Consider the following 15549-nt stretch of genomic DNA (forward strand, 5'->3'; position numbering starts at 1 on the left):
ACTATGCCACGTCAAAATTCCAACGCCGACATTTTATTGTTTATCATGCGCCACGGTGAGGCGGAATCATTACGGGTTGATGATAAAAGCCGGCAGCTTACCGATTATGGAAGGGCTCAGGCATCAGTCAGTGCTAACTGGCTTATTGATAACTACTGCCCGGACCGGCAAATAGATCTGGCTCTCATCAGTCCTTACCGCCGTGCTCGTCAAACATTTGACATGGTTAGTCTGGATATCAGTGCTAATAAAACGGAGTTGTGTGAAGACATTATTCCGGAAGGCAATCCAAAACTCGCACACGACTATGTAGACACCCTGTTCACCGCCACGCAGAGCAGAAGTCAGCCTGTTGAACGTATGCTACTGGTCAGTCACATGCCCTTTGTCAGTTACTTTCTTGATGAAGTGTGTGTCATACCCAGTAACAGCCTGTTTGCCACCGCTTCAGTTGCTGTTGTCCGTTATAATGTGCAGAAACAGCATGGCGAACTGCTCGCACATTTCCAGGGGTAACCCTAAGCCAAAGATTCTTAAGGCTTTCTCAATAAAATCAAAAAAATGCTTCAGAAGTTGGTTTATTAACCGATATACAGGTTAGTGAGAGTGTAACCAGCTGCGCAGGGCAGTATTCCTAATGACGACCAAATCTATTCCGGATTTGCTCCGTCGATCTCTGGAGAGTCATATGGCGGAAGCCGATCTCAGAGATGATGAGGAGCTAAAAGATATCCTAGGCAAACTGAATGTGTTGTCGGGTAAAGTTGCTGCGGCGAAAGCGCAGGTACTGGCCCGCAGAGCGCAGGCCAAAGAGAAATCAGAGTAAATTAAATATCTGAAGCGTTATCCCGTGGCTCAGTGAAGTATTCGGGTAGGATACGCACAGTTTTCACCATGTTGTCTTTTATATCCACGATCTCCATAGGATAACCGGCGAGACGCACACTGACCTGATTTTCCGGAATTTCTTCCAGATACTCCAGAATTAGACCGTTAAGGGTTTTCGGGCCGTCAACAGGCAACTTCCAGTCCATTTCCTTGTTTAAATCACGCACGTTGGCACTGCCATCTACCAGCACACTGCCATCCTGCTGAATGTTCGCTTCTTTACTGTGGTCCGGCACCATGGACGTGGTGAAGTCACCGATGATTTCTTCAAGAATATCTTCCAGCGTGACCAGGCCCATAATATCGCCGTACTCATCGACCACCAGAGCAATACGTTCTTTTTCTGCCTGGAATTTGTACATCAGAGTATGCAGCGGGGTGGACTCCGGTGTGAAGTAAATTTCACGCACTGCGCGTAGCAAACTCGATTTGGTGAATTGATCTTTTGATAACAGACGAAGGGCATCGCGACAATGCACAAAGCCCACAGCATCATCAATGCTGTCACGATAAAGAAGTACACGGGTATGCTGGGCATGGGTAAGTTGCTTCTGGATTTTCTTCCAGTCATCGTTGATATCAATTGCGACAATCTCTGCTCTGGGAACCATGATATCTTCGGCGGTGACATTCTCTAAATCAAGAATACCCACCAGCATGTCCTGGTGCTTTTTCGGTATCATCGTACCGGCCTCGTATACCACCGTCCGTAATTCCTCCCGGCTCAGGGAGTCATCGTTACCATTTGTCGGGTTGATCCGAAGCAGAAATAAAATACTGTTGGTGATGGAATTGATGAGTGCAACAAACGGATAAAGTACAAATAGCAGAGGTAGCAGAATGACTGAGCTCGGGAACGCGACTTTTTCAGGGTACAACGCCGCCAGTGTTTTCGGGGTTACTTCGGCAAATATCAGCAGGACCAGGGTAAGACCAAATGTGGTTGCAAAAAATCCCCAGTAATCGCCAAACAGACGGGTGCAGATAATCGTTGCGATAGAAGACGCCGCAATATTAACCAGGTTGTTACCAATCAGGATCAGGCCGATAAGACGGTCAGGACGTTCAAGTAACTTTTGCACCCGTAAAGCTGCACGGTTACCTTCGTTTTGCAAGTGTTTGAGCCGATAACGGTTTATCGACATCATGCCTGTTTCAGAGCTTGAGAAATAGGCAGATAAAAAAATCAGCACGCCAAGTGCAATAAATAGCGTACTCGTTGATATGTCGTCCAAAAATCCGGGTTCCTTTACCTGTGTGGACTATCCAATTTAGTTATTCAGACAGCGGGTTTCAAGTGTAAGTTAATGAATCTTTATTATAACTGGTCTTTTTCGGGCATTTTATCTGCATTTTAAGACATTAAGAAGCCTTTAAAGCAGTATTTCTCTGACGAAGCGGCTTCCAAAATAGGCGAGTGTGAGCAGCATCAGACCAATAACGGTGAGTACGATAACTTGTTTGCCGCGCCAGCCCCAAATGTGCTGACCGGTAAGCAGGACAATATAAACTGCCAGGGCAATTATCGACAGGACAGTTTTATGGGCATACATGGTACTGAACATATTGTCGAGGAAGACGAACCCGCTTACCAGCGATAAAATCAGCAGGAATGTGCCGACAAGCAGTAGCTTAAACAACATGCCCTCTACCAGCATTAACGGAGGTAGCGGCGAATTCAGCAGAGATGCGCCTTTCTGTTTCAGCTTAAACGTAATAAACGACATTTGCAGCGCGTAAAGAAAAGCGATCACCAGCGTGCCGTAGGCAAATAACGAAAGGGTAATGTGGATAACCAGACCAGGCTGCATTTCTATGTGCATGATATGACTGACCGGCAGTACCTGAGCGGCCGCAATTGTCATCGCAGAAAACCCAAACACCACGGGCAGCAGAATGATATTAGGCATGACCGATGCGCTGATAAGCATAGATACAGTGATGAGCCAGGATACCAGTGACAATACATTGGTAATACTCATGTTCTGGCCAGGGGCAATAACAATGGCCTGTGACAGGTAGCAAATATGGGCAGCCGCACCTGCCAGAGACAGGACCATTGCCAGTTTCTTGTTTGGTGTTTGCTGATTGACAATCTTGCCCATCAAAAGAAAAGCGGCAGCAAGATAAAAAATTATGCCGGCAACGGCAAATACGGTGGTCATCCCAATTCCTGTACGAAGGGGTGCTGTGTGACTTTTTCCTGCACCCGTTTTACTGGCTGTATTGATACTGCAAGTGCAAAGGAAATTCAACCAGAACCATTGTTTTTACACAGATTAAGACAATATAAACAGAGAAACACATATCAAGGTTCGTTGTGAACGCCTTTTTCGCTATAATGGCGGGAATAATGAGTTAACCGATTTGAAGAAGCTGCCTTATGTTTGAGAATTTATCTGAACGCCTTGGTCAGACGTTACGCAACGTCAGCGGCCGTGGCAGACTGACCGAAGACAACATTAAAGACACGCTCAGGGAAGTGCGCATGGCACTGCTTGAGGCGGACGTTGCCTTACCGGTAGTCAAAGAATTTGTCGCCCAGGTCAAGGCCCGTGCTGTAGGCACAGAGGTGACCAAAGCTCTGAAGCCCGGTCAGGTCTTCATAAAAATAGTGCAGTCTGAACTTGAGTCTGTCATGGGGGAGGCCAATGAAAAGCTGAACCTTTCTGCCCAGCCTCCGGCTGTTGTCCTGATGGCAGGTTTGCAGGGTGCCGGTAAAACCACCAGTGTGGGTAAACTGGCTAAATATCTTACTGAGCGCGAAAAGAAAAAAGTGCTGGTGGTCAGTGCGGATATTTATCGTCCTGCGGCAATCAAGCAGTTGGAAACACTGGCTACAGATGTGGGTGTGGGTTTCCATCCTTCCTCTATTGAACAAAAGCCCATTGATATTGTTAACGGCGCCATCGATGCGGCGAAAAAACAATTTTACGATGTACTTTTAGTGGATACAGCCGGTCGTTTGCACGTTGATGCAGACATGATGGATGAAATCAAAGCGCTTCACGCTGCGGTTAAACCTGTAGAAACCTTGTTCGTGGTAGATGCCATGACCGGTCAGGATGCGGCAAATACAGCGAAAGCCTTCAATGATGCATTACCGCTTACCGGTGTGATCCTGACTAAAGCCGACGGTGATGCCCGTGGTGGTGCCGCGTTGTCGGTGCGTCAAATCACCGGCAAACCTATCAAGTTCATTGGTATGGGTGAAAAGGTTGATGCCCTTGAGCCGTTCCATCCCGAGCGTATTGCCTCGCGCATTCTGGGGATGGGTGATGTACTCAGCCTGATTGAAGAAGTTGAGCGTAAAGTTGATAAAGACAAAGCGCAGAAACTGGCGAAGAAAGTTCAGAAAGGCAAAGGTTTTGACCTTCAGGACTTTAAAGAGCAGCTTGAACAGATGCGCAATATGGGCGGCATGATGGGTCTCATGGACAAGTTGCCGGGTATGGGCGGCATGGCTGACAAAATTAAAGATCAGGCCAATGAAAAGCAGTTCAATCAGATGGAAGCCATTATCAACTCAATGACGCCGGCTGAACGTGAGCGTCCTGACATGATCAAAGGCTCCCGTAAACGTCGTATTGCTGCCGGTTCCGGTACGCAAATTCAGGATGTTAACCGTCTGCTGAAGCAATTCACCCAAATGCAAAAAATGATGAAGAAAATGTCCGGCGGCGGCATGAAGAAAATGATGCGCCAGATGAAGGGTATGATGCCTCCGGGTGGAATGGGTGGCATGGGCGGTGGCGGCGGAATGTTCCCGCCACGGTAAGCTACAGGGATAAAACGAAAAAGAGACGGCATGCCGTCTCTTTTTTTGTGGCGGGGGACTAACTGCACTGTTTGATATTCACTCAAACAGTGCACCGGAATACCGACAAAATCACATCCACACTGGGCAATTTTGCCAATTCATAATACACTGCTACCCCGCTTAAACGATGGATATCGCTGGCGACAGGGATGCCTTGAAGAAAAGGTTCGGGCCAGACTCTTTGCAGGCCGGAATGCTGGTTTGCAATGCCTGACATATTTCCCCTCCCGACAGCGGTATAACAATTTCAGCAAGACGCATACCGGCGGTCACGACGATAACAAAAAAGATATGCCGGTACGAAGACAGGATTATTATGGCTGGTTTAAAACGCATCATTCTTATTGATACCCACCTGCCGGGTGTCGTTGAACTCAAACTGGATGGACATACCAATATTTGCGGTACCAATGCATCCGGCAAAACCACCTTGCAGCGACTTATTCCCGTATTTTACGGCGAGTATCCCAGCCGCGTTGTACCGGCCACCCGGGACAGCTTTGAGCGCTGGTATTTACCCCGCACATCCAGTTTTATTATTTACGAATTCACCCGTGCTGAAGGGGATTTATGTCAGGCGGTATTGAGTTCTAACGGGACTGGGGTTAATTACCGCTTTATCGGTAAACCTTTTGATATCGACGATTACCTGCTGCCGCAAAAAAACGGTAAACGGGTGAGTATCAGCAGCGCCGAGCTTGCCAGAGCGATGAAACGCAACAACGTGCTGGTAACCAGTTTACTGACCACAAAAGACTTCCGTGCCATATTGCAAAACGATCACGGTGTACTGAACCAGAGCAGCAATGCACGGGAACTCTTGGGTTACGCCCGTATTTTCAGTTTGTGTCAGCCTAATTTGCATGTACGTCACATCGAGAAGCTGGCTAAAGCCGTGCATTCTAAAGAAGGCAAGATGGAAACCATCAAGGCCATGATTGCCGCTATTCTGGAAGAAGACGGTGTGCAGCCGCCTACGTCAAATTTAAGCCGCAACCGTGTGGATGACTGGCTGCGTGAATGTCAACTCATCAAGCAGTTTGATCGTATCCGCCCCGAGTTTGCCAAACTTGAACAGGCCGATATGGCGCTGGGAACGACAGAGAAGCAGCTTGGCGGTTTAAAGCAGTTGTTTGAGGCGGATAAGAGTCATTTATCGGCGGCTGTTGAAACGGCTAAAAACCAGCTGGAAGAGAATCAGTTCCAGCGCAAGCAAAATGATAACCAGTGGTCTGAGACCCGCGACACGCTCAATCAGACGGTGTCATCTGCCCGCGCGGACGTAGAAAAATACACCTCGGAACTGGATGCCGTGGAAGAGGAATTCCAGAGCTGGCAGGAACAGGACATTGAACAGTTAAAAGAAGATGTGGCAAATCTCGGGCAGTGGCAGAACGAGCTGGAACTGGTATCCGGCCGGTATACCTTGTTGACTGAAAAACATCAGGATATTGAGTCCACATTTAACCGCCGTATTGCTGAACTGGGTGAAAAGCTCAGTATGAACCTGGAGCAGCTTTCAGCCAGCCGTCAGGAAGCGGCAGATAAACGTAGTGATCTGCAGCAGAAAGAGCGTGATGCATTGCAAAACATCCGCGACGATTATGCACAGCAAATTCAATCGTTAAATCACGCACATCAAAACGCCCTCAGCGACCTGAAAGTTGCAGAAGCCGAACTGAAAGCCGGTCTGAATAACGCCGGTTACAACGAGTTTGAGCAGTCTCAGCTTGATTTACTGGATGCCGCAATAAAAGAAGCCAGTATCAATGAAGATGCTGCGCGCAGCGAGTATCGTCAGGCACAGCAGGCCCATAGTCAGGCGGTACTGCACCGTCAGTCAGCCTCATCGGCACTGGATAAAGCCCGCAACCAGCATCAGGCACAGGAAAAGCAGGTTGATGGTATCAATCAGCTCCTGTACCCCGGGGAAGGTTCCTTGCTGGAGTTTCTCCGTGGCAACCTGGATAACTGGGAACATACGCTGGGTAAGGTCGTGCGTCCCGAATTGCTGGAGCGCAAAGATCTCGTTCCCCAACTGGCTGAAGGTGAAAGCCTGTTTGGTATTAAGCTGGCACTGGAAGCACTGGACACGCCGGAATATGCCCATACTGAACAGGAGCTTAAAGCCCGTTTAAGTGCTGCAGAAGAATCTCTGGCGCTGGCGTTAGCGGCACAAAACGAGTGTGAAGCGGTATTGTCGAAAGCCAACGAAGACGTGCGTAACGCTGAGCTGGCGATGACCCAGAAAGATAACGCTGTACGCAGTGCAGAAGCCACCCGTAAGCGTGCCCAGCAGGATCGTGATGCAGTACTGAGTGAATATCAGCAGGCGTTGTCGGCCCGCAAACAGAAAGCGCGCAGCAAACTGGATGATAACGTTCAGGCCAGAAAACAGCTGGTGGCACAGTTTGAACTTGACCGCGATGAGATTAAAGATCAGCAACGGGAAGCCGAAACGGAGCACAGCTTCCACTGGCAGCAGCTGATTGCTGACACTGATGCCCGTATCAGTCAGCTTGATTCAGACATGCGTAAAGCCAGAGACAATGCGGCAAAAGACCGTCGTGACACTGAGCAGTGGCTGGAAAATGAGCTGAATAACCGCGGCGTGGATGTGGATGAAATCGGTGAGATGAAAAAGCGCATTAAAGTGCTTAAAGAAGATATCTACCGCACAGAAACTCATCGTCATAAAGTTGCTGACTACGAACGCTGGTATCAGACGGTGTTCACCGGTCACAAAGTTGCCTGGCAAAACAGCCTGGCGAAAGCCCGTAAGTCACTGGCCGAATCTGAGCGCGAACTGGCTGCAAAACAAACCGTGTACCGGGAAACGCGGGAGCAGCTCAAAGATCAGCATGGTCAGTTAGAGTCAGCGCTGAAAACCTCATCGGAGCAATATGAGCAGGTGGTTAACTTTGCTAAATCGCTGGCAAAAATTGCCCTGCCGGCGGTACAGGCCGAAGAGGCTGTACGCCATGATGAGTTATCCATTAATCAACGCTTATCTCAGGTGCAGAGTGCCCTGCAGGAGCGCGAAGGCTTGATGTCTGATGTGAAAGCTTATGTTGAACGCTTTGATCAGCTTATCGCCGCGCAGGCGGGAACCGGTTTGTCAGATACCTGGGAACGGGCCCGTGAAGAATGTGCCGTGATGAACGCCCAGGGTGTGAAGAGCGTTGACCACCGGCGCATGGTCGGCCATCTGGCGCAATTGCTGAATGTTATTGTGCCGCAGAAATTACAGGGCCTGAAAGAGCAGGGACGTATCTTTGGTGCGGATCTGAGTCAGTACTACTACGTACTGGCAGATATCGATAAGCGCATCGTCAGTCAGAGCCGCCGCATTACCAGAGAGGTTGACGGAGAACTGTTCCTGGATGGCGTGTCTGACTCCGCGGTAAAAATCCGCTCACGGATCAGTGAACTGGAATTCTGGCCTGAACTGGAACAGTTCCGGGCTCTCTACGACGAGTGGATGAGGCAGGGTGCCAATGAGCTGCCGGATGAAGAATATGGGCAGAGTATGCGCCGTGTGCTGGATATACTCGGCCGTGCCGCGCTGACCGGCGGCATCAGTAAACTGCTGGATATTGAACTGCATTTACGTGAAGGCAACAGCGATCTTGTGATCCGTACCGACAGACAGCTGAACGAGTCTTCCAGTCACGGTATGGCTTACCTTATTTTGTGTAAGTTCCTGCTTGCCTTTACCCGTCTGCTTCGTGGTGAAGCCGATACCACTATTCACTGGCCTATCGATGAATTAGGCACACTTCACCAGAGTAACGTGAAGAAGATCTTCGACGCCTGTCAGAACAATAATATCAGCGTGGTAGGGGCCTTCCCGAATCCTGAGTCTGATGTATTAACGCTGTTTGAGAATCGCTACCTTATCGATAAAGTCAGCAGACAGTTACAGGTGGTTGAGCCAAAAGTCAGCGCTATTGCGGAACGCATTAAAGCCCGCCGCGAACAGGAGGTGTCAGCATGATGTCAGAACAGGGTCGTATTTTAAGTTTATTGCTTAAAGGGCAGTTTATTTGTCAGGTGAGTGATGAAGAAGGCTGGCGCTACTTGAAAAGCCGCGACAATGCACAGAAGCTTGAGCCTCATCTGAATGTGCTCAACCGCACACTGGCGTCAACCGGTGAAGGTGACGTGTTTTTCGCTGCTTATTTAACGCTGGGTGACGATGAGCGCAAAGTGCTGACCCAGCAGTTTCAGGAAACTGCATCCAGCCTGGTGCCGCTGGTGGAATGGTTGTTACTGGTACAGCAAGCCAGTGAGTCGGATATGCCCGTCACTATGGGTAACGCACTGCGTTTAAATGAACTGCAAAGTGTTATTGAAGATACGCCGGCTTATGCTGAACAGCTCGAAAAAATATCTCGTTACCGGGTGTTCAACTCTACCAGTATGAATCTGGACGGTCAGCTTAAGCAGGTGTTCAAGCGTCTTACCGACATGGGATACCTGATTAAACCGAATACCGAAAAGCAGATTTATCTGGTGACCGGTAAAGTTGAGCATCTTTTCGAGATGATCAAATTTATCGACGAAACCGAAAGTCTGTCGTTGTCTGAGCAAGCTGAGGCTGCCGTGCAGCAGGGGAGCCTGATATGAGTCAGGTGTTGGTTCAGGCCGGCACACGTTTGCTCAATGCGCTGGGCCGCCACAGCGACCTCATCATGCATGCTTACGTCAACGGGTCGGTAAAAGAGGCGGATTTTAGCCGTAAAGTGCTGGAGCAACTGGTTCAGCTAGGTGTGTTGTGGCGTCCCGATCCCCAAAGTCCGCTGCGCTTGAAAAACGCGGTACGTGCGTTGCTGGAAGGCAGTTTGCAAGATGAAAGAAACCGCACCATCAACACAAACATCACTGCGTCGCTGGCAAGCTTGCGCACGTTAGCTGAGCACTACAAAGAGTCGCTGCACTACAACCGTTTTAACGAAGCCCATGCTCATATGACCGATTTAACTGAGCATGTGTATCAGTTAACAGAGTCACTGACCAACAGCGTAAGGGTGCTGTTCAGTCGCATTAACAATGAGTTTGGCTATGTCTCTTCGGTAGAAGCAAAAATTCGTGAGAACGAACTGGCGCAGGGACAGGTGAGTGACTTACTGCAGCAACTGGAAAGTTTCCATTTTGATGAACTCAGTGAGCTCGCCGGCAGTAACCGTGAATTGCGGCATTTGCTGGTCGTTGCGTTACAGCAGAGTTTCTCTAAAGCTGCGCAGGAACTGTCTGTGGTGCAGGCCCGCTTACTCGACCTGCTGGGGCGCTTCCGTGAGTTTCAGGGACGTACCCGTCTGCTCAAGGGCTTTTTACTGCACATGGAGCAACAACCGGATTTTACGCCAGGCAATTATCCGGCATTAAGTCAGGTGCCCGTGTTGTTCAATCAGGCAGAGAGTGTGCTTGAAGCGGCGGCAGCCGACGTGAATCAGGTCGCTCACGAAGGTGACTATCAGATGATTGTCAGCACCCTGACTGACATTCATCGCCGTAAGCCGGATGAAAATGCCCACAAGGCCGCACAGGAAATTGAAGTTACGGCTCAGTCCAGTGTGTCTCTGGAGAAGGATCCTATCCATGTTGCTGTGGATGATTACTTCTGTGATGTAATTGACTCCGGTCAGCCTAAATCAGCCCTTGAGTACTTTGAAGAACGGGAACTTGAGTTCGATAAAGAGGTATGGATTTATCAGGTTATCGGCGGTTATCAGTCGCTGGATGAAAACGATAAACAATTCTTCGCGCTGGATGCTTCCGGCCAGCCGGACGCTGTTTACACCGGCAATTTCTACATTAATGACGTTACGCTGGGGCTCAGATAGTCCCGGCATAACCCGTCAACTCTGTGTCATTCATCCCGGTTTAGAACAATTTAGTCTGAACAAAGGATGAAAATTTTTTAAATTTCCATATAATTAACATTTGTGTAACATAATGAACTTTCTGTAGCAGCTATGCGTAATAGGCGTGTCACATAGAGGAACTAAAGTGGCGCGCGAATTTGATAATACCGGCTGACCGTCGTTGTTATCAGACTGTTAAGGCATATGGCACACGAATGGAGATTATCATGCAGTTGTCCCATGAGCAGGCTTTTAATCAAGCTCTGATCCGTTTATCGGTTTTGTTATACCAGGTTGACGGCAAGGTCACACTTTCAGAACAGGATTATCTGGAAGACGTTATAAACCATTTAGACTGGCAAAGCCCCATTTGCCGCGAGGCATTTTTTACCGACGCTATCTACCAGACACGGCAGGTGCTGGATGCAGGCGAAGAGCAACGGTATCTGCGCACGTTACAAACTGATTTACTCTTTGATGCTGATAAGGCGCTGGAAGTGGCCATGGCCATCACCGGCATTGACGGCGAACGTAGTGATGAAGAAACAGAGCTTCTGTCACTGTTAACACACAAGGTGCTTGCGAAAGCGCTGGTAAACCGTGCGAAACCGGTATCACCCTCGGAATTAAACTAGAACGAAAAATACGGCGTCTTGCAAAGATGACCGGTATCTGAATTCTGAACAGATAAAATAAGTACTGACGACATGAAAAAGGCCGCTTCAATTGAAGCGGCCTTTGTTTTTTGCTGTGTTGTTTACGCTATTTGCTGCTCGTCGGCATCGGTGAGCTCTTTCTCCAGCCGCTGGGTTTCATCAGCCCGTGGCTTGGTGAAGCGGGCGAGGGCGAGATACAGCACCGGTGTCAGGTAAAGAGTAAACACTACCGCGATACCTAATCCACCAAATACTACCCAGCCGATAGCGTTACGGGATTCAGCGCCGGCACCGGAGGACAGGATAAGCGGCAGACCGCCCAGGATGGTGGATACCAGTGTCATCATAATCGGACGCAGGCGCACCTTACCGGCTTCCACAATGGCGTCGTAAACCGAATAGCCGTGGTCACGGAGCTGGTCAGCGAATTCGATGAGCAGGATGGCATTTTTCGCCAGCAGGCCTATCAGCATCACCAGACCAATCTGCGAATACACATTAATTGTGGTATTGGTGAGGTACAGCGCATAAATCGCTGCTGCTATGCCGAAGGGTACGGTTAGCATAACCACAATAGCACTGTTAACACTCTCAAACTGCGCTGCCAGAACCAGTAGCACGATGATGAATGCCAGTACATAAGTCAGTGCAACCTGCTGAGAGGTTTCTTCGAATGTTTGTGCTTCGCCAAGGAACACAGTGCCGATGCCATCAGGCAGTGTGTCGTTGCCGAGGGCGCGGATTTTCTCCACCGCTTCATTGATGGGGAAGCCGTCAGGTAATTCCATTTCCAGCTTAATGGCTCTGCGCTGGGACTGACGCTCCAGCTCAGCGGCAACACCTTCTTCCGTGATGTACGCTACGCTGCTCAGCGGGATGAGTGAGCCATTATCAGACTTCACATAGAGATTAGTTAAATCTGACGGATTGCTGGTATTCCGTCTGCTGGATTCCAACATGATTGGAATCGCCTGGTCACCCACATTCAAATCAGCAATATCATCGCCATTAACGGCTGCCCTGAGTGTTGCTGCAATGTCACTAAGCGGTACGCCCAGTTCTTCTGCCCGGCGACGGTCGATATTAACCCGCATTTGAGGCTGGGTGGGTTCATAACTTACACGGGGCGAACCCAATTCAGGAATGTTGGTTTCAATCGCGGCTGCAAAGTCCATCGCGGCTTCATAAATACGTTCGTAGCTGCTACCGGTTAAGGCGAGTTCAAGACCGCCACCCTGACCACGTAAATTCAGGCTGTTACCCCCGAACGCATTTCCCGGTGCTCCCGGAATTGCCTGCAACTGAGGACGGATTTCCGACACGATATCCTGCAATGATTTATCGCGGTCATCCCAGTGTTTAAGAGGTACTGTGATAAATACAATGTTTGGATCCCAGGAGCCGACGACCGTATAGATAGAATCCACAGTGCCATTTTCAACGTAAGGCAGCAGCACCTCTTCCATCTTATGCGCCTGACGGTCCATAAAATTCATGCCTGCGCCGTCAGGGCCACGGGCAAAAATGCGGATTGTGCCCCGGTCTTCGCTGGGGAGCAGCTCATTGTTGATATTCTGAGCTGTAAACCAGGCGCCAACAGCAGCAAGAATACTCAACAGGACAATAAGCCAGGCGTATTTAAGCGACCATAAAAGTGAGCGCTGATACCCACGCAGGCATGCATTTCCGAAACGTCCCAGCGTGGCTGAAAATATGCCTTTCTCTTTAGCTTTCTTTACCGGCAAACGTGCGGTCAGAGCGGGTACCAGAGAAAGTGCGACGAAGGATGAAATGATTACCGCACCGGCCAGTACACCGCCGAATTCTCTGAACAGACGTCCCGCCGTAGACGGTAAAAATGCGATGGGGATGAACACCGAAGCGAGTACCGCCGTGGTTGCTACAACCGCAAAAAACACTTCACGGGTACCGATAACGGCCGCGGCTCTGGCTCCGAGGCCCATGCCCCGGCGACGCTGAATATTTTCCGACACCACAATAGCATCATCAACAATCATCCCGGTTGCCAGCACCAGTGCAAGCAGGGTCAGAATGTTGATAGAGAAGCCAAGCATCCAGATAACGCCAAGCGCGCCGGCCAGGGATACCGGAATCGACAGGGCGGGGACTATGGTTGCACGCCATGAACCAATGAAGACTAACAATGTAAACACAACCAGAATGATGGTGATGCTTAAAGAGCCAATCACTTCGCCCACAGAATCACGGATGAATTCAGCGTCATCACTGGTAACGACAATGTCCATATCAACAAAGCGTTTGTTCAGATCCTCCACCATGGCCATAACTTCATCTGAAATTTCGATGGTATTAGAGCTGGCTTGTCTGATCACCCCTAAACCAATCACCGGACGACCGTCAAGGCGCACCATACTGCTGCTGTCTGCCGGGCCAAAGAATACGCTGGCAACATCGCCGACCCGGATATCTCCGCTGATCACGATATCTGAAACATCCTGTGCTGAAACTGACGTCGCATCTGCGCGGACGATAAGAGACTGATCCTGAGACTGGATGCTTCCTGCAGGAACATCAAAGGGAGCTAATTCGAGTGCATTTGCCACATCTGTCATCGACAGGTTGAAACTGGTCAGCCGCAGAGGATCGACAGACACGCGAAGTACACGCTCGCGGTCGCCACTTAACTGCACATCAGCAACACCGGGAATACTTAAAAACAGCGGCGCCAGATCGGTATCAACACGCTCGGTCAGCGTTTCCATATCCAGAGTGTCACTGGATACTGCCAGACTGACTACTGCCTGAGCGTCACTGTCTGCACGGATAATGGATACCTGTTCCACATCCTCGGGTAACTGGCGCTGCACACGGCTTACTGATTCGCGGGTTTCATTGGCAGCATCTTCCAAATCAATGCCGGGTCTGAACTCAACCCGCACGCGGGCGGAGCCTTCTTCGCTCTGAGCGTAGATATTTTTCACACCGCTGACCCGTGCCACTGCGCCTTCCAGCCGGCTGGTCACTTCCGCATCCACGGTTTCCGGAGAACCACCGGGGTACTCTGCCGTTACAGTGATTTGTGGTGTATCAACGTCAGGCAGTTCCCGTACTTCCAGACCGTTAACAGCAGCAAAACCAGCAATGACGATAAGCAGATTAAGAACAACAATTAAAACAGGGCGGCGAATAGAAACCGACGGTAAATCGCCGGTCTGGAGAGAATGCTTAGTCATTGTTGTCGCTCCGGCGTGCCAGTTCGGTTGTGATTTGCTGCCCTTCACGAAGACGCTGAACACCTTCAGAAATCAGCATATCACCCGGAGACAGGTTACCGGATACGAGAATTGTGCCTCGCAGACGCTGATGCACAATCACATCAACCCGGCGGGCTTTACCATTTTCAGCAATCCACACGTAGGCACCGGTTGCACCCCACAACAAAGAAGCTTCAGGTACAGCCGCATATTCATTGCCATTAATCTCAAGGTTTACACGGAAGCTCATGCCCGGGCGGTAGTTGTCGAGATTGTTATCCAGGATAGCCCGTGCACGTAAGGTACGGTCAGTTTCGCTGATACGCGAGTCAACTTCAGCAATTTCTGCCGGCAGTGTTTTATCGCGGTTTGTCCAGGGTTGTAACGTGACTTCCGGCTGGTTGAGCAATACAGTAAGCGCTGCTTCAGGGGCGCGGAAATCAACAAAGAGTTTGCTTCTGTCATCCAGAGTCGTGATGGCGGTGGTGGCTGTAATACGATCGCCTACTTCAACATCTGTCAGGCCGACAATCCCGCTGAACGGTGCTTCAACGGTGCGGTCTTCTAAATCTGCTTTGGCTTCATCAAGGGTAACTTTGGCAAGGTCACGGGTGGTTTGCGCCAGATCGAGTTCACTCTGGGGAATGGCGCCCTTTGCCCGGCTTTCCTGTAATCGTTTATAAGAACGTTCTGCGTCAAGTAACTGGAGCTCAGCACGACGAACAGCAACCTGCTGACGGCGGTCGTCCAGTTTTACCAGTACCCGGCCCTGTTCTACATACTGGCCCGGTACAAAATTCACTTCAGTCACTTCGTCTGCAACAGCGGGATACAATACAACCGAGCGGACGGCTTCTGCAGTTCCCACAGCTTCCACGTCCCGTTTGGCATATTGAAATTTAATTTCTTCAAGGACAACGAGTTTGGCCTGATTATCGCCAAAAAACTGGGCATTGGCACTGCTGCTCACTATGGAAAATAAAACAGTGAGACTAAAAAAAACAGAGGTTCGTAGTTGGGTTTTCATTGTATTTCCGTGTTTCATCAACGCTTGTCACTCTCCTGCACGCTGAACGGAGACG

General features: G+C 49.8%; 12 protein-coding genes. 7 read left to right on the top strand and 5 right to left on the bottom strand.

The features are described from left to right. Nucleotides 1-3 precede the first annotated feature (3 nt). Entirely contained in the window at nt 4-516 is a 513-nt protein-coding gene (gene sixA / locus DS731_RS07685; RefSeq protein ID WP_119500772.1) for a phosphohistidine phosphatase SixA, read from the top strand. Between the two features lie 121 nt (nt 517-637). Then, a complete protein-coding gene (locus DS731_RS07690) occupies nt 638-826 on the top strand; it encodes a hypothetical protein (RefSeq protein WP_119500773.1) in 189 nt (62 codons plus the stop codon). A 1-nt stretch (nt 827) separates the two neighbouring features. On the opposite strand, the gene DS731_RS07695 is transcribed toward DS731_RS07690, so the two are convergent. After that, nucleotides 828-2123 carry an HlyC/CorC family transporter gene (locus tag DS731_RS07695; protein ID WP_119500774.1) on the bottom strand — a complete coding sequence of 432 codons (1296 nt, stop codon included), beginning with the start codon at nt 2121-2123 and terminating at the stop codon, nt 828-830. 138 nt (nt 2124-2261) lie between these two features. After that, nucleotides 2262-3053 carry a cytochrome C assembly family protein gene (locus DS731_RS07700; protein WP_119500775.1) on the bottom strand — a complete coding sequence of 264 codons (792 nt, stop codon included), beginning with the start codon at nt 3051-3053 and terminating at the stop codon, nt 2262-2264. A gap of 218 nt (nt 3054-3271) precedes the next feature. On the opposite strand from DS731_RS07700, the gene ffh reads away from it, so the two are divergent. Beyond that, complete coding sequence (ffh, locus tag DS731_RS07705; protein ID WP_119500776.1) at nt 3272-4666, top strand: signal recognition particle protein; 1395 nt, start codon at nt 3272-3274, stop codon at nt 4664-4666. Nucleotides 4667-4748: 82 nt separating this feature from the next. Here ffh and DS731_RS21915 read toward each other — a convergent pair whose 3' ends face one another. After that, the gene (locus DS731_RS21915; protein ID WP_161599124.1) at nt 4749-4925 is read right to left on the bottom strand and encodes a hypothetical protein; all 177 of its coding nucleotides are present in this window, start codon (nt 4923-4925) and stop codon (nt 4749-4751) included. A 99-nt stretch (nt 4926-5024) separates the two neighbouring features. On the opposite strand from DS731_RS21915, the gene DS731_RS07710 reads away from it, so the two are divergent. The 4 genes from DS731_RS07710 to DS731_RS07725 all read left to right on the top strand — a co-directional run bounded on the left by DS731_RS07710 (nt 5025) and on the right by DS731_RS07725 (nt 11210). Further along, nucleotides 5025-8705 (top strand): ATP-binding protein, encoded by a 3681-nt coding sequence (locus DS731_RS07710; RefSeq protein ID WP_119500777.1) that lies wholly within the window; start codon nt 5025-5027, stop codon nt 8703-8705. Further along, nucleotides 8702-9337, top strand: coding sequence for a condensin complex protein MksE (locus DS731_RS07715; protein ID WP_119500778.1), 636 nt, complete (start codon nt 8702-8704; stop codon nt 9335-9337). Before DS731_RS07710 ends, DS731_RS07715 begins: the two co-directional genes overlap by 4 nt. After that, entirely contained in the window at nt 9334-10554 is a 1221-nt protein-coding gene (locus tag DS731_RS07720) for a phosphoenolpyruvate carboxylase (protein WP_119500779.1), read from the top strand. Before DS731_RS07715 ends, DS731_RS07720 begins: the two co-directional genes overlap by 4 nt. 248 nt (nt 10555-10802) lie before the next feature. Next, a complete protein-coding gene (locus DS731_RS07725) occupies nt 10803-11210 on the top strand; it encodes a tellurite resistance TerB family protein (RefSeq protein WP_119503352.1) in 408 nt (135 codons plus the stop codon). 122 nt (nt 11211-11332) lie between these two features. On the opposite strand, the gene DS731_RS07730 is transcribed toward DS731_RS07725, so the two are convergent. Then, a complete protein-coding gene (locus tag DS731_RS07730) occupies nt 11333-14446 on the bottom strand; it encodes an efflux RND transporter permease subunit (protein ID WP_119500780.1) in 3114 nt (1037 codons plus the stop codon). Next, on the bottom strand, nt 14439-15494 hold the full coding sequence (locus DS731_RS07735) for an efflux RND transporter periplasmic adaptor subunit (RefSeq protein ID WP_119500781.1): 1056 nt from the start codon (nt 15492-15494) through the stop codon (nt 14439-14441). Before DS731_RS07735 ends, DS731_RS07730 begins: the two co-directional genes overlap by 8 nt. Between the last annotated feature and the right edge of the window lie 55 nt (nt 15495-15549).

Source organism: Alteromonas sp. RKMC-009, from assembly GCF_003584565.2.
Classification (GTDB): Bacteria; Pseudomonadota; Gammaproteobacteria; order Enterobacterales; family Alteromonadaceae; genus Alteromonas.